This is a genomic window from Citrobacter sp. RHBSTW-00524 (assembly GCF_013747755.1).
GTDB classification, from domain to species: Bacteria; Pseudomonadota; Gammaproteobacteria; order Enterobacterales; family Enterobacteriaceae; genus Citrobacter; species Citrobacter braakii.
In genome coordinates this window covers 5046940-5065460 of record NZ_CP056421.1, presented here as the reverse complement: position 1 = coordinate 5065460, position 18521 = coordinate 5046940, and the positions used below count along the sequence as shown (strand labels likewise).

Annotated in this window: 19 protein-coding genes; 9 read left to right on the top strand and 10 right to left on the bottom strand. The window is 52.1% G+C overall.

The features are described from left to right. Positions 1-6: 6 nt before the first annotated feature. The 3 genes from HV229_RS24245 to HV229_RS24235 all read right to left on the bottom strand — a co-directional run bounded on the left by HV229_RS24245 (position 7) and on the right by HV229_RS24235 (position 1618). Positions 7-453, bottom strand: coding sequence for a PTS fructose transporter subunit IIA (locus HV229_RS24245; RefSeq protein WP_047357774.1), 447 nt, complete (start codon positions 451-453; stop codon positions 7-9). Positions 454-635: 182 nt separating this feature from the next. Next, complete coding sequence (locus HV229_RS24240) at positions 636-959, bottom strand: AzlD domain-containing protein (RefSeq protein ID WP_016155190.1); 324 nt, start codon at positions 957-959, stop codon at positions 636-638. Then, on the bottom strand, positions 959-1618 hold the full coding sequence (locus HV229_RS24235) for an AzlC family ABC transporter permease (RefSeq protein WP_016155191.1): 660 nt from the start codon (positions 1616-1618) through the stop codon (positions 959-961). The genes HV229_RS24240 and HV229_RS24235 overlap by 1 nt, the downstream gene beginning before the upstream one ends. Positions 1619-1719: 101 nt before the next feature. Between HV229_RS24235 and HV229_RS24230 the strand changes: the two genes are divergently transcribed. Then, positions 1720-2268, top strand: a complete 549-nt coding sequence (locus HV229_RS24230) for an XRE family transcriptional regulator (protein WP_016155192.1) — start codon at positions 1720-1722, stop codon at positions 2266-2268. Positions 2269-2604: 336 nt separating this feature from the next. Then, complete coding sequence (locus HV229_RS24225; protein WP_016155193.1) at positions 2605-4002, top strand: carbohydrate porin; 1398 nt, start codon at positions 2605-2607, stop codon at positions 4000-4002. Positions 4003-4294: 292 nt separating this feature from the next. Here the strand turns inward: HV229_RS24225 and rhaM are convergent, their stop codons facing one another. From rhaM to rhaB, 5 genes are all read right to left on the bottom strand, one after another. Next, positions 4295-4609: an L-rhamnose mutarotase gene (rhaM, locus tag HV229_RS24220; RefSeq protein WP_049269664.1), complete on the bottom strand. Its 315-nt coding sequence runs from the start codon at positions 4607-4609 to the stop codon at positions 4295-4297. Further along, positions 4606-5754, bottom strand: a complete 1149-nt coding sequence (gene fucO, locus HV229_RS24215; RefSeq protein WP_181546567.1) for a lactaldehyde reductase — start codon at positions 5752-5754, stop codon at positions 4606-4608. Before fucO ends, rhaM begins: the two co-directional genes overlap by 4 nt. Positions 5755-5880: 126 nt before the next feature. Further along, entirely contained in the window at positions 5881-6708 is an 828-nt protein-coding gene (gene rhaD / locus HV229_RS24210; protein WP_016155197.1) for a rhamnulose-1-phosphate aldolase, read from the bottom strand. A gap of 141 nt (positions 6709-6849) precedes the next feature. Next, on the bottom strand, positions 6850-8109 hold the full coding sequence (rhaA, locus tag HV229_RS24205) for an L-rhamnose isomerase (protein ID WP_019077926.1): 1260 nt from the start codon (positions 8107-8109) through the stop codon (positions 6850-6852). After that, a complete protein-coding gene (rhaB, locus tag HV229_RS24200) occupies positions 8106-9575 on the bottom strand; it encodes a rhamnulokinase (RefSeq protein ID WP_016155199.1) in 1470 nt (489 codons plus the stop codon). Before rhaB ends, rhaA begins: the two co-directional genes overlap by 4 nt. A gap of 300 nt (positions 9576-9875) precedes the next feature. On the opposite strand from rhaB, the gene rhaS reads away from it, so the two are divergent. Together rhaS and rhaR are read left to right on the top strand one after the other, a co-directional pair. Continuing rightward, positions 9876-10724 carry an HTH-type transcriptional activator RhaS gene (gene rhaS / locus HV229_RS24195; protein ID WP_016157890.1) on the top strand — a complete coding sequence of 283 codons (849 nt, stop codon included), beginning with the start codon at positions 9876-9878 and terminating at the stop codon, positions 10722-10724. 105 nt (positions 10725-10829) lie between these two features. Further along, on the top strand, positions 10830-11678 hold the full coding sequence (gene rhaR, locus HV229_RS24190; RefSeq protein WP_016155201.1) for an HTH-type transcriptional activator RhaR: 849 nt from the start codon (positions 10830-10832) through the stop codon (positions 11676-11678). On the opposite strand, the gene rhaT is transcribed toward rhaR, so the two are convergent. Then, the gene (rhaT, locus tag HV229_RS24185) at positions 11675-12709 is read right to left on the bottom strand and encodes an L-rhamnose/proton symporter RhaT (protein WP_046276208.1); all 1035 of its coding nucleotides are present in this window, start codon (positions 12707-12709) and stop codon (positions 11675-11677) included. The two genes, rhaR and rhaT, sit on opposite strands and share 4 nt — an antisense overlap. A gap of 289 nt (positions 12710-12998) precedes the next feature. Here rhaT and sodA point away from each other — a divergent pair, with 289 nt between their 5' ends. Both sodA and kdgT read left to right on the top strand, forming a co-directional pair. Then, a complete protein-coding gene (gene sodA, locus HV229_RS24180) occupies positions 12999-13619 on the top strand; it encodes a superoxide dismutase [Mn] (RefSeq protein WP_016155203.1) in 621 nt (206 codons plus the stop codon). A 235-nt stretch (positions 13620-13854) separates the two neighbouring features. Continuing rightward, positions 13855-14838 (top strand): 2-keto-3-deoxygluconate transporter, encoded by a 984-nt coding sequence (gene kdgT / locus HV229_RS24175; protein WP_016155204.1) that lies wholly within the window; start codon positions 13855-13857, stop codon positions 14836-14838. A 41-nt stretch (positions 14839-14879) separates the two neighbouring features. Here kdgT and HV229_RS24170 read toward each other — a convergent pair whose 3' ends face one another. Further along, entirely contained in the window at positions 14880-15776 is an 897-nt protein-coding gene (locus HV229_RS24170; protein WP_016155205.1) for a dihydrodipicolinate synthase family protein, read from the bottom strand. 152 nt (positions 15777-15928) lie between these two features. Between HV229_RS24170 and yiiM the strand changes: the two genes are divergently transcribed. The 3 genes from yiiM to HV229_RS24155 all read left to right on the top strand — a co-directional run bounded on the left by yiiM (position 15929) and on the right by HV229_RS24155 (position 18501). Beyond that, positions 15929-16603 carry a 6-hydroxyaminopurine reductase gene (gene yiiM, locus HV229_RS24165; RefSeq protein ID WP_046276211.1) on the top strand — a complete coding sequence of 225 codons (675 nt, stop codon included), beginning with the start codon at positions 15929-15931 and terminating at the stop codon, positions 16601-16603. A gap of 228 nt (positions 16604-16831) precedes the next feature. Next, on the top strand, positions 16832-17536 hold the full coding sequence (locus tag HV229_RS24160; RefSeq protein WP_019077919.1) for a GntR family transcriptional regulator: 705 nt from the start codon (positions 16832-16834) through the stop codon (positions 17534-17536). An 8-nt stretch (positions 17537-17544) separates the two neighbouring features. Beyond that, positions 17545-18501, top strand: coding sequence for a TIM barrel protein (locus HV229_RS24155; protein WP_016155208.1), 957 nt, complete (start codon positions 17545-17547; stop codon positions 18499-18501). The last annotated feature ends 20 nt before the right edge of the window (positions 18502-18521 follow it).

Genomic DNA, 18521 nt, shown 5'->3' with positions numbered 1-18521 from the left:
GCTTCCTTATGAGGTTAAGGTCTGATTGAGCAGGGCGAGCACCTGGTTGGTGTCGCCTTGCTTCAGTTGGTTGATGAAATCTTGATGGATAATTTTGCGGCACAGGGTGCCGATAATTTTGACCTGATCGTCCTCGCCCGTTTGTGGCACGCCGAGGCAGATCCAGCAGTTAACGTCCTCGCCGTCGCTGGCTTTCCAGTCCACTTTTTCTGATTTGCGCGCGAACAAGACGAAGGGGCGTGTGATACAGACGCTTTTACCGTGTGGGACGGCAATGCCCGAACCAAAGCCGGTGGAATGCAGCTTTTCGCGTATCAGCAGCGTTTGCAGGAAGGCGCTGCGGTCAGAGACGTAGCCATTTTGAAGCGCCATATTCGCCAGTTGCTTGAGGATGGCATAAACGCTATTCCCCTGAATATTCAGGTCAATGCAGTTAGCTGTAAGGGCTGTCATGATGGGACTCCGTTAAAAACTGTTTGATTTGATTTTAACGGTGAGATGGTGAAGAGATGAGCAGCAATATGTCAGCGGGAAGTGACAATTTGAGGCAGAGTTAGCGCCTGGTTTTGTGGGGTAAAACACATAACGCTACAGGTGATTACCCTGATGAATATTTCGCCAGGGTAATTATATTCTTAGTGTATGCCCACCATTCGTAACAGCGCGGTTACCACTGCGGCGGCAACGATCACCACGATCAGCGGCATCTTACGCCAGGCGAGAAATACCGCAAAAGCCACGCCGAGTACGCGCGCCATTCCGGCAAAGTGTTCGCCCTCGTAAAAGGTGGTCGCCAGCGCAACGGAGAACAGTAATACCGTTGCGGCGTCGGAAAGCAGCGCCTGCGAGCGTTCTGAGAACGCTAAACGGCTTCCAAGCTTGGCTCCCCCTAAACGCATTAAATATGTTCCCAGAGATAACATGGCGATACCGACGATAAACAGCGTCATGTTGCCCATTATTTTTTCCTCGTCAGTAAGCCAAAGAGTGAGAGCAAAACCGGTAAACCGACCGGCGCAAAGGGAATGGCGGCAAGCGACAACGTGGCACCGCTACAGGCACGAATCAGCGTAGTGCGGTTTTTGAATGCCGGGACGACCAGAGCCAGCAGAATGGCAGGGAAGACGGCATCCAGACCGATGGTTTCCGGGGCAGGGAGCAGTTTGCCGACGCCTGCGCCGATCAGGGTGCCAACAGGCCAGAAAATTGCGACGCCCAGACCGCACAGCCAGTAGGCGGCTTTACGTTGCTCAGGCGTTTTTTGCGACAGGCCAAAGACCACGCTTTCGTCGTTCATAATATGACAGCCGAGGAAACTGGCAGCCCGGGTGCCTACCAGATCGCGCACGGTGACGCCGAACGGCACATGTCGGGCGTTAACCAGTAAACCGGCAGCCGCAGCCGCCAGTGGATTACCACCGCTGGCGATAATGCCGATAAACATAAACTCGGACGCGCCCGCCAGCACAGTAATAGAGAGTACAAACGGTACCCACAGCGGGAAGCCGTAGGCCATCGCCAGCGAGCCGTATGACATGCCGACTACACCGACGGCCAGACAGACTAAAAATATTGCTTTTATCGTGTCGCCTTTGAGACTGGAAAAATAATGTTTCATACCGTTTTAGCCATATCGAACGAGTTTCCATTATAATGAACGCGACCAATTGGCTTTACAAGTCGAACAATTCGTTCGATATAAAAAACATGGAGTCGTGAATGACCCAGCCCATCAGTATGATCGCGAAAAGTCTGGTGCGTGAACGTCAGCGCACTGGTTTGTCGCTGGCGGAGATTGCCCGTCGCGCGGGGATTGCAAAATCGACACTCTCGCAATTGGAAGCGGGCAATGGAAATCCTAGCCTGGAAACGCTCTGGTCGCTGTGTGTGGCGTTAGATATTCCCTTTGCGCGCTTGCTGGAACCGCAGGAGCAAAAAACGCAGGTGATTCGCCGCGGCGAAGGGACAAAAGTCGTGGCTGAGCAGGCCCACTATCAGGCCATTTTACTGGCCGCCTGCCCACCGGGTGCGCGGCGGGATATCTATCTGCTGCTGACGCAGCCGGGCGCGGATCGTATTTCACAACCGCATCCACCGGGATCGGTTGAACATATTATCGTAACGCAGGGTAAGGCGATGGTGGGATTGACGGAAGCGCCGGAGGAGTTAGGTGAGGGCGATTATATTTGTTACCCCGCCGATCAAGCGCATATCTTTAAAGCACTGGAGCCTGACACTCAGGCGATTCTGGTTTCTGAGCAGAGTTAATTGAACGCTTATTAAATAAAGGCGCGGCGATTGTCGTTCGCGCCTTTATTATTTTTAATTATATTTTATTGTTATTCATATAAAATTGTTTTTATTATTTTTCGTTAATTTCAGCACTATTGTTATATCCCTCACATTCTTAATTATATCTACGTTACACATAATAAAATCAGTATGATAATAAATATTAACCTGCACTGGTGCCACGTTTTAATGTTCTGAATTTATTTCAGTCTTCGGTATCGTATTACCTATAAAAATATTTTTTGGATTTGCATGTTGCGCGTCTTCCGGTCGGAAGACGTTGGACGATCTTTATTTCAAGGAAAGCAAATAATGAAGAAATCGACGTTAGCTTTAGCAATAGGTCTATTATTAGTGGCAAATAATGGCTTTGCTAAAACGCAAAAAATGACTCTGGAACAGCGGCTCGAACAGCTGGAGGCTCGGCTGGAAGCTGCGGAAAACCGCGCGGCAAAAGCGGAAAATCAGGTGCAGCAATTGCAGGTACAGCAGGCTGCGGAGATCCAGGAAATTAAAGTTGCTCAGGGAAATACGCCAGTCAACGGCACTACGCCCGCGCAAGAGACCAAAAAGAACGCCACCACCCCTAACCTGGTGCTCTCCGGCTATGGCGATCTGAAAATCTACGGCGACGTGGAATTCAACATGGATGCGGAAAGCAACAAAGGCGTGCTGGCGGCAACCAATTCGAATGTGGGCGACCCAACCAATGAACGCTGGGATCTGAACGGACGTATCCTGCTGGGCTTTGACGGTATGCGTAAGCTGGATAACGGCTATTTCGCCGGTTTTTCAGCGCAACCGCTGGCTGACATGACGGGTTCGGTCAATCTTGATGACGCCGCTTTCTTCTTCGGTCAGGAAAATGACTGGAAAGTAAAAGTCGGTCGTTTCGAAGCTTACGATATGTTCCCGCTGAATCAGGATACCTTTGTTGAGCATTCAGGGCATACCGCCAACGATTTGTATGATGACGGTAGCGGCTACATTTACATGATGAAAGAAGGTCGTGGCCGTTCTGATTCCGGCGGCAGCTTCCTGATGAGCAAACAGCTCGATAACTGGTATTTCGAGTTAAATACCCTGCTGGAAGATGGTACCTCGCTTTATCAGGATAGCCGCTATCATGGTCGTGAAATGTCGCAGGAGAAAAACGTGGCTTATCTGCGCCCGGTCGTCGCCTGGACACCGGTGGATGCGCTGACGATTTCTGCGGCCATGGAATCGAACGTTATCAATAACGCCTATGGATATACCGATGCTCAGGGCAACTTTGTCGATCAGTCCGATCGTACCGGTTACGGTATGACGATGACCTGGAACGGTCTGAAAGCCGATCCGGAAAATGGCCTGGTGTTTAACCTGAATACCGCTTATCTCGATGCGGATAACGAAAAAGATTTTACGGCGGCGGCCAACGTTCTGTGGAAGCGCTTTGAACTGGGCTATATCTATGCTCATAACAAGATCGACGAATTTAACGGTCTGATCGATCACGATGATAATGACTGGTTCTACAATGAGGGCACTTACGATATTCATACCATTCATGCGTCTTATTTAATTCCGAACGTGATGGATATGCAGAACTTTAATATTTATCTCGGCGCTTATTATTCGATGATTAACAGCGATAACAGCAATCCGGAGAATTATACCGACGACGACGACCGTTACGGTGCGCGTCTCCGTTTCAAATACTTCTTCTGATTTTCCGTTCTCAGGCGCCTGGATTCAGGCGCTTTTTTCTTAGAGCCTGGTCATCAGGCTTTTATTTCCCCACCCAGTTATTTTTGATTTTGAACTTGTCGGCGCGGTTGTAGCTACACGAGTAGTTAAATGCCGTCCCGTCTTCCAGTTTGGTGACGCCCGGAGACTTTCAGCATCGGTATGCCTGAGCAGGTGCCGGGTTGTGGGGAAAAGGCGTGGATGACAAAACGAACGCAATGCTGCTGACGGGAGAAAAAGGTTTCCTCCCCCGTCAGGGGAGGAAACAGAGAGGTTAAGGCAGATAAAACACTTCTTTTAGCTCAGCGCTGACCGGACTGTTGTCCGGGTTTGCCGGCATTACATCACGCATATGCTTCCACCAACGCTGGCAAACATCGGTGCTGGCAACGGCGTTCCAGCGATCTTCTGACTCAATCTCGACGGTGGCGAACAGCAGGTTGCGTTCCTGGTCGAGATAAATCGCGTAGTGATGGGCACCGTGCTCTTTCAGCACCGCTTCCAGTTCTGGCCAGATGGGATTGTGCCGACGTTGATACTCAACGTGCGCGTCGGCATTCACCTGCATCACAAAGGCCTTGCGGATCATAACGCCTCCAGATACAGCTCGCGGACCTCATCGCGGCTGGCAGTGCGCGGGTTACACGGCGCGCATGGATCGGCCAACGCTTTATCCAGCCAGCCTTCAATATCCTCTTTCGTCACGCCAAGGGAACTAAAACCAGCCGGGATACCTACACGCTTGCTCAGGGCACGAATCGCGGTGATGGCCTCCATGCTTGCCGCTTCGTCGCTCATCCCGCGGGTGTCCACTCCCATCGCCTGCGCCACTCGGGCAAAACGCGCCACGGCGTTAGGGCGGTTAAAGTTTTCGATAATCGGCAGCAGAATGGCATTGCAGACGCCGTGCGGCAGATTGTGGGTCGCGCCTGGCTGGTGTGCCAGCGCATGCACCAGACCCAGACCTGCGCTGTTGAATGCCATACCCGCCAGATACTGACCAAACGCCATTTGCTCACGGGCCTCGAGGTTATGACCATCGTCGACCGCTTTCGGTAGCCACAGGTTGATCAGGCGAATTGCTTCCAGGGCGTTGGCGTCGGTGAGCGGATGCGCGCCAACGGAAACATAGGCTTCCACCGCGTGAGTCAGGGCGTCCATGCCGGTTGCGGCGGTAACGGAGGCTGGGATTTCCAGCATCACGCTGGCGTCATCCACGGCGATATCCGGGATGATGTTCGGGTCGATGATCACTTCTTTGACCTTGCGGGCAGAGTCGATAATGACCGCGTTGCTGGTCATCTCTGCTGCTGTACCAGCAGTGGTATTGATGGCAACCAGCGGCACGCCCGCATTTTTCACTTTGCCCACGCCGGAGTAAGCGATAGAAGGGCCAGGGTTGGCGGTCAGGATCTTCACCGCTTTGGCGGTATCGATCGGGCTGCCTCCGCCGAAGGCGATAATATAGTCACATTCTGCCCCCTGATATGCCGTAAAACCTTTCTGTACCAGCTCTTCTGTCGGATTCGGGAACACCTCATCAAACAGGTGGTAAGACATTTGATGTTCATCCAGTGCGGCAAAGAGGCTATCCAGCAGGCCCAGCTTCACCAGTTGACCATCGGTGACGATCAGCGCTTTGCCCCATTGTTTATTCGCCACGAGATTCACCATATCGGCAATCGCGCCGGCGCCATGCAGGCTAATTTTTGGCAGTGCCAACATAAAGCTCATCACTATTCTCCTTAAAAAAAATCCCTGGTGCCCGATGGCATTACGCTTATCGGGCCGACGGTGAAACGTGCATCGTCATGTAGGCCGGATAAAGCGAAGCCGCATCCGGCGTTGAGTTGGCAGGTATCAGTACAGCTCTACGGCGCTTGCCAGCGGAGTCACGCCAAAGCGTTTAGCCAGTGCTACCAGCTCTTCACGCGTGATGGTCTGCTTCATACCTCCCATCGAATAGATTTTGACTAAAACTTCGGCGGATTTTTCTGCGGTATCTATCAAGCCAAATGCTTCGTCGAGGGAGGGGCCGCTGCCAAACACGCCGTGGAACGGCCACAGTACCAGCGAGTGTTTCTGCATTTCCTCGGCGGTTGCCTGGCCGATTTCATCCGTACCCGGCACCATCCACGGCAGAATGCCGACGCCATCCGGGAACACCACCAGACACTCGGTGCTGCCTTCCCACAGTTTGCGGGTAATCAGCGGGGTATTGTTTTCCAGCACGTAGGTCAGGGCGATCAGGTTGGTAGCATGGCAGTGCATGATCACGCGGTCTTTGCCGTTCGTCGCTTTAATACGCTCGCAATGGGAGAGGAAGTGAGCCGGCAACTCAGAGGTTGGCACCGCTTCGTGGGTCAGGCCCCAAAGGATGTGGTAGCCCGCGCCGTCGCTGTCTACTTTCACCACGCCCAAATTTGCCGCGGGATCGAGCTGAACGTTACGGAAAAATTTACCGGAACCGGTGACGATAAACGGCGTGTTAGCCAGCAAAGGCATTGGCTGACTTAGCGCGATATAGCGCGGTTTTTCGTGGAAATCGGCGCTAAATGGCGCAATATCAGCCTCATCCAGACGCAGCGTCAGATTGCCGCCGTTACGTTCGTCCCAGCCTTTCAGCCACGCGTCGGAAGTGGCTTTGATCATCCCCTGGACGAACCAGGAATTAGTCATGTTTTGCATATTCGGTGATCCTGTTGATTGCCCGATCGTTATCGGGTCTTACGTAAGCCGGATAAGTGAAGATCCATCCGGCTTCGTGTTTCATTCATTGCCGGATAGCGACGTGGGCGTCTTATCCGGCCTGTAAGCCTGGTGTCACGGTTAGCTACGTTTGCTCAAAATCTCTTTCTCATAGGCGCGCACGCTGTCCAGCCACTGGCTTCCTGCTGGCGTGTCGTGACGCTGGCAATACATCTCCCAGACGGCCTGCCACGGCAGCGATTTTTGCTCTTCCAGCAGGGCCAGACGAGCGGTGTAGTCGCCGCTGGCTTCAAGCTGACGCAGTTGCTCGGTCGGTTCTAACAGCGCGCGCAGCAGGGCTTTTTTCATATTGCGGGTGCCGATAACCCACGCGGCGATGCGGTTAATAGAGGCGTCGAAGAAGTCGAGGCCGATGTGTACGCGGTCGAACAGGTTGTGGCGGACGATCTCGCTGGCAATCGCCTGCGTTTCATCATCCAGCAGCACCACGTGATCGCTGTCCCAGCGCACCGGACGGCTGACGTGCAGCAGCAGACGCGGTACGTACAGCATGGCGGCGGAGATTTTGTCGGAAATCACTTCAGTCGGATGGAAGTGACCCGCATCCAGGCACAGCGCGGTTTGACGGCTGGTGGCGTAACCCATATAGAACTCGTTGGAGCCCACGGTGTAGCTTTCGGCGCCGATGCCAAACAGCTTGCTCTCGACGGCGTCGATATGGTGCGCCGGGTCGAGTTTTTCGCTGATCACTTCATCCAGTGCTTCAAGCAGACGTTGGCGCGGCGCTAACCGGTCAACGGTGATGTCTTTCATGCCATCCGGGATCCAGATATTCATCACCGACGGCGTACCCAACTGCTCGCCAAAATACGCTGAGACGCGACGGCTGGCTTTGCAGTGGTCAATCCAAAACTGGCGAATGGTGTCATCGGCGTGGGCCAGCGTGAAGCCGTCGGCGCTCAGCGGGTGAGAGAAGCAGGAGGGGTTGAAATCCAGCCCTAACTGGTTTGCTTTCGCCCACTCGACCCAGTTTTTAAAATGTTCAGGTTTGATTTGGTCGCGGGCAACCGGCGTATCGGACTCCAGATAGATCGCGTGCAAATTCAGACGTTTTGGACCTGGGATCAGGCTCAGCGCCTGCTCCAGATCGGCGCGCAGTTCGGTGGCGTTACGCGCTTTGCCCGGATAGTTGCCGGTGGCCTGAATACCGCCTGTGAGCGAGCCTTCCGGATTCTCGAAACCGGCGACATCATCGCCCTGCCAGCAGTGCATGGAGACCGGCAGACGATCGAGCTGGCGTAAGGCCGCCTCGACATCAATGCCTACCGCGGCGAAACGCAGTTTTGCCAGTTCCCAGGCTTGTTCAAGTTGAGTGGTCATGCGCAAAGCTCCTTTGTCTGTCGTAGTGATGGAAACTGCGCCTGGTAGCGGGCAATTTCACTTTCAGGATTTGGAATGAAGGTGGTCAGGTCGTAGTTGGCACGCACCACCTGACGGAAATCATCGACGTTGTTAAGCTCGTCCAGCGTCATCAACTGGATGCCAATATTGCCGAGCGTGGAGGCCTCAATCGGCCCGGACATCACGCGAATACCGCAGGCATCCGCGCATAGCTGGTTCAGTAGGGCGTTCTGGCAGCCGCCGCCAACGATGTGCAGTTGGCTAAATGCTGCACCACGCAGTTGTGCCAGCTCTTGCAGAATGTCAGCGTATAGCAATGCCAGGCTGTCGAAGATACAGCGCGCCAGTTCGGCGTTTTGCTGGGGAACGGGTTGACCCGATTCACGGCAGGCCGCCTGAATTTCCGCGCTCATATCGTCGGGGTTGATAAAGCGATCGTCGTTCGGGTTTATCAGGAATTGGCAGGCCGGCAGCGCTTGCGTTTGGGCAATAAGCGTTGGCAGGTCGGTAATCTGGCGCTCTTTTAAAACGCGCTGGAGCAGCCACAGTCCCATGATGTTTTTCAGGACGCGGTAGCGCCCTTCCGCGCCCCCTTCGTTGGTGATGTTCGCCGCCAGCGCCGCATCGTTGGTATACGGCGTTCTGCTCTCAAAGCCCATCAGCGACCAGGTACCGGAAGAGAGATACGCACTATTTTTATCGGCCAGCGGTGAAGCGATGACCGCGCTGGCGGTGTCGTGACTGGCGACGGCCACAACCGGAATTTGGTTTTTCTGCGGGCAAATCCAGTGACCAATGACGTTCCCCGGATGCGTCGGGCGACCAAACCAGGCTTTGTCTGCCCCGGTCCACGCCAGCAGCGTGTCATCCCAGTCGTCGGTGTTGATATTGACTAACTGGGTGGTGGTGGCGTTGGTGTATTCCCAGTTCAATTTGCCGGTCAGGCGAAAGCTGAAGTAGTCGGGGATCAGCAGAGCATGTGCCACCTGCGCAAGCAGTTCTGGCTGCTGTTCAACCAGCGCACGTAGCTGATACAAGGTGTTAAACGGCAGAAACTGAATGCCGCTACGGCGGTAGATTTCACCTTTACCTGGCTGCGCCATCGCCTGTGACATAATGCCGGTCGTGCGGCTGTCACGGTAAGAGACCGGCAGACCAACACGTTGGCCGGCGTTATCGATCAATACGTAATCCACGCCCCAGGTATCAATGCCAATGCTGTCTATCCGAATGCCTTCATCACAGACTTTTTTCAGGCCAAGGCGAATGTCGTTTTCCAGGCTGTCGATGTCCCAGGTGTCAAAACCGTCCGTTTTTTGCAGACAGTTAACGAAGCGGTGGATTTCACGCAGCGTCAGGGTGCGGTGTTTACTGTCGTAACGTGCGAGCATTACGCGCCCACTGGATGCGCCGAGATCGACAGCGACACAATGGCGAAAAGTCATGGCGAGGTCCTTCTGAGTTTTATTGCACTCAGTCTAAGAACCCCGAATAAAGCGTACCTTCTTGACAGTGACAGCCCCAATTAGCGGCTGGCAACATGGCAAAGGTGAACGTGATGTTGTTCACAGTTTCCACTAATAGCGCGGATTTTGGCGGATGTGACGCCTTCCGCATTTCCCGATCTTTCCCGCCATTTCTTGAAGAATTAACCGTGTTTACGCACTTTGGCGTCAAAAAATTAAGGTGAGGGTAGGAACCCTTAATTACTATTCAGCCATATTCGTTAATCAGGGGGAGCCGTCATGACCGTACTGCATTGCGTGGATTTTTTTCCGACAGGTAAAGCGCCTGTGGCTATTGAACCGCGGCTTCCTCAGCCCGCGTTTCCTGAACATCATCATGATTTTCATGAAATTGTGGTGGTCGAACATGGAACGGGGATCCATGTGTTCAACGGACAGCCTTACACCATCAGCGGCGGTACGGTGTGTTTCGTCCGCGATCATGACAGGCATTTATATGAACATACTGACAATCTGTGTCTGACCAATGTGTTGTATCGCTCTCCGGATGCGTTTCAATTTCTGGCCGGGCTGAATCAGCTTTTGCCTCAGGAACAAAATGGGCAGTATCCCTCCCACTGGCGCGTAAACCAGGGCGTACTGCAGCAGGTTCGTCACCTGGTGGGGCAGATGGAGACGCTCGGCGAGGAGATGGATACGCCCACGGCGGCAAATCGCGAGATCCTGTTTATGCAGTTGCTGGTACTGCTGCGTAAAAGCAGCCTGATGGAAGCGGCGACCGATAACGATGCGCGGCTTAACCTTTTGATGGCATGGCTGGAGGATAACTTTGCCGAAGAGGTGTGTTGGGAGGCGCTGGCCGAGAAGTTTTCGCTCTCTTTACGCACTCTGCATCGCCAGCTTAAACAGCAAACAGGATTGACGCCGCAGCGCTACCTTAACCGTCTGCGACTGATTAAAGCCCGACATCTGCTCCGCCACAGTGATGACAGCGTGACTGATATCGCTTATCTCTGCGGTTTCGGTGACAGTAACCACTTTTCGACGCTTTTTCGCCGTGAGTTCGAGTGGTCGCCACGCGATATTCGTCAGGGGCGTGACCTTATAGCGGGAAGCAGCCTTCAGTAACGCGAAAGCTATCAACGTTTTTTACCGTCCGTTTGCTGATAATCATACCCTTTCATGCCGGATAAGCGCAGCGCTTCCGGCAAGCGTACAGGTTGAGGTGATATGATGGCGAATCATCTGGTTCTTTTGAAATCAGACTTTTTTGCGCATGAGCAGCAGGCTGTCGCCGTGGCCGATCGTTATCCGCAGGATGTCTTTGCTGAGCATACCCACGAGTTTTGCGAGCTGGTTCTGGTTTGGCGCGGCAATGGACTGCATGTCCTTAACGATCGTCCGTACCGGATAACCCGTGGCGATCTGTTTTACATTCGCGCCGAAGATAAACACTCCTACACCTCCGTTAACGACCTTGTGTTGCAAAATATCATCTACTGCCCGGAGCGGTTAACGCTGAATGTTGACTGGCAAGGGGCGATCCCCGGATTTGACGGTACGCCAAGGCAGCCGCACTGGCGACTCGGCAGCGTTGGCATGACCCAGGCCAGACAGGTGATAAGCCAGCTTGAGCATGAAAGTAATCAGCGCGATGCGCAGGCCTTTACCATGGCTGAGCTGCTGTTTGGTCAACTGGTAACTCACCTTAAACGTCATCGTTATGCCACGGATACGCTCCCGGCGACGTCAAGTGAAACGCTGCTGGATAAACTGATCACCGCGTTAGCCGGTAGCCATGAGCATGCGTTCGAACTGGATACATTTTGCGAGCGTGAACGGTGCAGCGAACGCGTTTTGCGCCAGCAGTTTCGCAGCCAGACCGGGATGACGATCAACCAGTATCAGCGCCAGGTGCGGGTGTGCCATGCACAGTATCTGCTCAAGCATAGTCGGTTGATGATTAGTGAGATTTCCATGCGCTGCGGCTTTGAGGATAGTAACTACTTTTCGGTGGTATTCACGCGCGAAACCGGGATGACGCCGAGCCAGTGGCGTCATCTCAGTACCCAACATGATTAGCTGGCCATTCCCAGACCAACAATGTTTGCCGCGACAATGATCACTACGCAGCCAAGACTTAGCACGCTGACCGGACGGCGACCCGCGTTTTTCCACTCTTTCAATACCAGTCCGACAATTCCGCCGCACAGAACATAGAAGCTCATGTGCAGCATCCAGCTTACATAGTCATACTGTGCCGGAATACGAGCGTGGCCCCAGGCGTAGAAGAAGAATTGCAGATACCACATCAAGCCACCAAGTGCGGAGAGCAGCACGTTGGTGATAATTAGCTGTTTGGCTAACGAGAAGTCAGCTTTTATCGACAAGTTTTTCACTTTTGCCAGACGAATGAAGCAGAAACCCAGGTTGACTAGCGCGCCACCGCCCATGATAACCACATAGCTTGGCAGGGCGACATACAGCGGATCAACGCCCAACGCGGCGGCGGCATCGTGCATTGGTTTAGCAGCGTTCATCGCAAATGACATCCCGGCAGAGAAAATGCCGCACATGACCGCCAGAACCAGCCCTTTTTTCAGATTGAACTCTTCCGCTTTGATGCCCATTTTGCGTTCTTTTAACTGACCCGCACGGGTAACAATGCCCACGCCAATCAGCGCGACCAGCACGCCAAGCAGCGTCATGCGTCCGCCAGAGGTGTTGATCAGTACATCAAAGTTGCCGTTAATAATCGGGGTCATCAGCGTGCCGACAATCAGCGTAATACCAATCGCAATGCCGATGCCCATCGACATACCGAGATAGCGCATGGTCAGGCCATAGTTGATATTACCAATCCCCCACATCGCACCGAACAGAAACACCGGCGCCAGCGTGGAGAGGCTAAAGGAGCTGAAGTAGGCCCAGAAATCGGGAAGTAACATGGCGCTGATGGTCCATGGGAGGATAAGCCAGGAGACGATCCCGCCAACCGACCACATCGTTTCCCATGACCAATGTTTGACTTGCTTGAACGGGGCATAGAAACAGGCGGCACTGGCTGCGCCTATCAAATGCCAAAAGATACCCATCGTAATCGCGTTACTCATGACTTAATCCTCGTTATTTTTTATCGTCGGTAATTACCCCTCCGACCAAACGAGTTTAAAAATTATGCAGGTAGTTAACCTTTTAACGATTGCCGCCATTTGGCGCATGTTGGCAATCATCACGTTAAGTGGGTGATTCGGCTCACATCTTTAGCAATGGACTTGAGTCATCAAAACCTTGTAAAAAGTACGGCATTGATAATCATTTTCAATATCATTTAATTAACTATAATGACCCAACTGCTTACGCGGCGTTAACACTGGCCGCCCGACAATACTGGAGATGATTATGAGTTATACACTGCCATCCCTGCCGTACGCTTATGATGCCCTTGAACCGCACTTTGATAAGCAGACGATGGAAATCCACCATACCAAACACCACCAGGCTTACGTAAACAACGCGAACGCTGCGCTGGAAAGCTTGCCTGAATTCGCGAGCCTGCCTGTTGAAGAGCTGATCACCAAACTGGATCAACTGCCAGCAGACAAGAAAACCGTACTGCGTAACAACGCGGGCGGCCACGCTAACCACAGCCTGTTCTGGAAAGGTCTGAAAACCGGTACTACGCTGCAGGGCGACCTGAAAGCGGCTATCGAACGTGACTTCGGCTCCGTGGACAACTTCAAAGCTGAATTTGAAAAAGCTGCGGCAACCCGTTTTGGTTCCGGCTGGGCGTGGCTGGTTCTGAAAGGTGACAAACTGGCTGTTGTTTCCACTGCTAACCAGGATTCCCCGCTGATGGGTGAAGCTATCTCTGGCGCCTCCGGCTTCCCGATCGTGGGCCTGGACGTTTGGGAACACGCTTACTACCTGAAATTCCAGAACCGTCGCCCGGACTACATCAAAGAGTTCTGGAACGTGGTGAACTGGGACGAAGCTGCCGCGCGTTTCGCAGCGAAAAAATAAGTTCTACGCTTTAACAAGCCCCTGCAAGCGATGCTTGTGGGGGTTTTTTTGTGATCAAAATCAATATAAAAACAATGATCCACTTAAATTGAAACAAGGTTTTATTATGCGAGTGGGATCACTTTTATAGTCTCTATGAATGTCTATCTTCGTTTCATCAAGACGGGCGCATCTCATAAGCAAGATGCAATCGCCCATAAAAATTGCCCCATTTTTATGTCTACAGGTGATGGAAATGCAGATCAAACGAACGATAGAGAAAATCCCAGGCGGCATGATGCTGGTGCCGCTTTTTTTGGGCGCGTTGTGTCACACCTTTTCCCCCGGCGCCGGGAAATACTTCGGCTCCTTTACCAACGGTATGATCACCGGTACGGTGCCTATTCTGGCGGTCTGGTTCTTTTGTATGGGGGCGTCGATCAAGCTAAGCGCTACCGGTACCGTACTGCGTAAATCAGGCACGCTGGTCATAACCAAGATTCTGGTAGCGTGGGTGGTCGCGGCGATTGCTTCACGTATTCTGCCGGAACATGGTGTAGAAGTTGGTTTCTTCGCCGGGTTGTCTACGCTGGCGCTGGTGGCCGCCATGGATATGACCAACGGCGGGCTGTATGCCTCGATTATGCAGCAGTACGGCACCAAAGAAGAGGCCGGGGCGTTTGTCCTGATGTCGCTGGAGTCTGGCCCGCTGATGACTATGGTGATTCTGGGAACCGCCGGGATCGCTTCGTTTGAACCGCACGTGTTTGTCGGGGCCGTATTACCGTTCCTGATTGGCTTTGCGCTGGGGAATCTGGACCCTGAGCTGCGGGAATTCTTCAGCAAAGCGGTGCAGACGTTGATTCCTTTCTTTGCCTTCGCGCTTGGTAACACCATTGATTTGAGCGTGATTGCGCAGACCGGTGTACTGGGTATTTTGCTGGGCGTGGCGGTAATTATCATTACCGGTATTCCATTGATTATCGCCGATAAACTGATTGGCGGCGGCGATGGCACAGCGGGGATTGCGGCCTCCAGCTCAGCTGGTGCGGCGGTCGCTACGCCAGTGCTGATTGCTGAAATGGTTCCGGCATTTAAACCGATGGCGCCGGCAGCAACTTCCCTTGTCGCCACGTCGGTGATTGTGACCTCCATTCTGGTGCCGATTATCACTTCCATCTGGTCGAAAAGAGTTAAAGCCAGGGCGGCGGAAATTGATATTCGTAGCGCCGTGAAGTAAGCCTCTTTTGCCGGATGGTCTGTTCCATCCGGCTTAACGATTTACGCTTTGACGACAAATACCTCATCGATGGTCCGACACTCACCCTCGTTCAACTCTCCGCCGGCATTTCGTGATACGCCGGTGCAATAGCCAAACTTACGCGATACCACGGTTTTGATGGTGGTGACGAAATCTTCGCCGATGGCGTAGATGGACATGTAGGTGCCAATCTGGTCCTGAATGTCGCGAAGTGCTGTCAGGTCGCCCTGTTTAAATGCTTCCCGTGCGCTGACAAACAGTTCAGGCATGACGTTGTTTAATCCTGAAATCACCCCCGCGCCGCCTGCCAGCAGGTTAGGAATGTAGTATTCGTCATAGCCGGACAACACGGCAAAATCCTCCCGTACGGCGCGGGTGGTCTGGATCATACTGCGAGTATGGGACTGGCAGTCGACGGTATCTTTAATGCCTGCGAAGTTGGGGAACTCGGCGGCGAGGGTGGCAACCAGTTCAGGCGTTAAATCGCAGCCAGTGCGCGCCGGAAAGTTATAGGCAAACCATTTACCGCTGAGCTTCTGCCCCAACTGACGGAAGTAGCTCAGCAGCTGTTTTGCCGTTTGCCCGTAGTAGTAAGGCGGCAGGATCATCACGGCATCGTAATCGGCGCGATACGCTTCCTGCGCCATCAACAGCACATCATTCTGGCAGGTGGATGAGACGTTGGCGACCATCTTTAGCGAGCTCATGGCGCGGGCCTCGCGGATCAGTAGCAGCTTTTCTTCGAGCGTAAAGGAGGCAAATTCCCCGATGCTACCCATCAGCAAAATCACGTCGATTTTGGCCTCGGTAAGGCGTTTGAGATGCTGGCTCAGACCGTTAAGATCGATCTTGCCGTCATTATCCATTGGCGTAATGGAAGGACACCAGACGCCAGCAAATTGCGATTGACCAGTCACGTTGTTGACTCCTTATTTGAAATGATGTTTCAAAACCAGATTACATTGATAGCATGTGTCCCTAAGTTTCATGTGAACCGTGCTCTCATTTTGAGCGACTGGGGTAAAATAAATGTGGTGTAATGGGGGAAATTTATCGGGAGAGGGAACAGATGCGATATCCGGTCGATGTTTTTACAGGCAAGGTTCGGGACTACACGGGAAGCCGTCCCAGCGCGATTGCTAAGGTCCAGGTTGACGGCGAGCTGACGCTGACCGAACTGGGGCTGACGGGTGATGAACAGGCGGAAACGAAAATTCACGGTGGGCCGGATCGCGCGCTGTGCCACTATCCGCGTGAACACTATCAGCACTGGAGACAAGAGTTTCCGGAGCAGGCAGAGCGCTTTGTCGCGCCCGCGTTTGGCGAGAATCTCTCTACTCAGGGGCTAACGGAAGAGAATGTATTCATTGGCGACATTTTCCAGTGGGGAGATGCGCTGATTCAGGTCACGCAGCCGCGCTCGCCGTGCTTTAAGCTGAATTTCCATTTTGGCATCAGCGATATGGCTAGCCAGATGCAGGATGCAGGCAAGACGGGCTGGTTGTGCAGCGTCATCGCTCCAGGCCAGGTGTCGGCGGACGCGCCGTTGATCCTGGCTTCACGCGTCAGCGACGTCAGCGTGCGGGAGGCGATTGCCATTGCCTGGCATATGCCGTTTGATGACTCACAATATCACCGTTTACTCTCGGCTGCCGGGTTATCGAAAAGCTGGACCCGAACGATGCAAAAGCGTCGTTTAAGCGGCAAGATCGAAGACAATTCCCGCCGTTTGTGGGGAAAATAAAGCCATTCTGACCATGCAATTAAATCAGGTGGTAACACCTGATTTGCCTTTCTCGTGGTTCTTATCTCTGCATACTAAGGCGGGTAAAAAAACCTGCCCGTCACGCCATGTTTTCAGTCCATTCTTGATACCTGGCCCACAAAAAGAAACTCTGCGTTGAAAAAAAACTTGAGTATTTCCTGCACTCAAATATCTTAGCTTTAAATTGGTTTAAACCAGATGAGCAAAATGAAAAAGAAAAACAATGTTGATGTGCTTAGAGAGCGCTTTGAAAGCTGGTTAAACGAGAATAATTTGCCAGCGGGCTCTAAATTGCCTTCGGAGAGAGAGTTATGTGAGTTGCTGGATGCGAAGCGCATGACCTTACGTCAGGTTCTGATTGAGCTTGAGATCGATGCGCGTATCTTCCGAAAGAACCGCAGTGGTTGGTTTATTTCATCGAAGCGATTTATTTATAATCCCAAATCACTTTCCAGCTTTAATGCTGAAGCCTGTGCTCAGGGGCGCAAGCCTTTTTGGGGTTATTTAACCAAAGAAACGATTGCGACGGTTCCGCACCATGTTGATGATGTTTTTCTCTCCTCCGGTGATCGCTATTTAGTTACCGGTTGGTGTGGTCTTGATTCGCATAAAGTGTTTTACCATGAGTCCTATATTGATGCTGATGTTGCGCCAGGATTCATTAATAAATTGGGCAATCAGTCTTTTGCCAGCGTCTGGGAAGATGCGTTTGGTCATGCTTTAAATATCAAAGAAATGATTTTTAAACCGGTCAATATGCCAGAAGTGGCCTGCAAAGAGTTGGGCGTTGCGCCTAATACTTATGGAATTTTAGTAGAAAAACATCGGGCTACCCGAGATAAAAAAGTGGTTCAGGTTGATTTTGAATACTGGCGACTTGAATCTGTGGAACTTGTTATTCGTGATGAATGAGAAAAATAATGGGAAAATGCAACCAAGAACTTCTCGCTGAACGTGCGAGAAATATACCACTGTACCTACATGCTTATGCCTTTCATCTGAATATGCGCTATGAGAGAGTCCTTCCGGGCGATCTTCTGGATATTGCGCATCAGCAACAATTAAAGGGAGTGAAAATACATGTTGAGGATGGTGAGTCCCAATCACTGCAGAAACTAAACGATCGGCAGTTGCACGATTTTAAAGAAAAGGCCAAAAAATATAACCTCGATGTACATATTGAAACGAGCGCATCGGACAAGGCGACATTGACGGATGCGATCCGTATTGCTGTGGCAACTGGCGCAACTTCAGTACGTTTCTACCCGCGCTATGAAGGACATCTCAACGATGTCATGGCAAAGATTGCCAATGATATTGCGTGGTTGTCTCAGTATGACGATTGCGGACTAAGCTTTACTATCGAACAGCATGAAGATCTGCAAGGCCATGAACTGGTGACGCTGGTTAATAATAGTGGAATGAAGAATCTCTCTATTCTGTTTGATTTTGGCAACATGATTAATGCCAATGAGCAGCCGCTTTCTGCGTTAGAGGTCATGTCCCCTCTAATCACTCAGGTGCATATCAAAGACGCAAAAATTATTAAAGAAGGTAAAGGCTGGGGGCATGAGGCTTGTCGTTCAGGATACGGTGACTTACCAATGGAAGAGATGCTTAAGGCATTATTACTTTTAGGTGAGGATAAACCGCAAGTAAATGCTTTTGGTCTGGAAGAGGAAGTTGAATATTATGCTCCGGCATTTCGTTTTGATGATGAAGGTGATAATCCCTGGATCCCATGGCGCGATGCAAGCTATACGCCGCTGCCCGACAGTAACATGATTGATGCGCGACTGGCGCAGGAAAAAGAACATGCTCTTGCTCAAATAAAGTATATCCGTGATTTATGCGACAAGTTTACAAGTAATAAATAAACTTCTTTAAATATTATTAA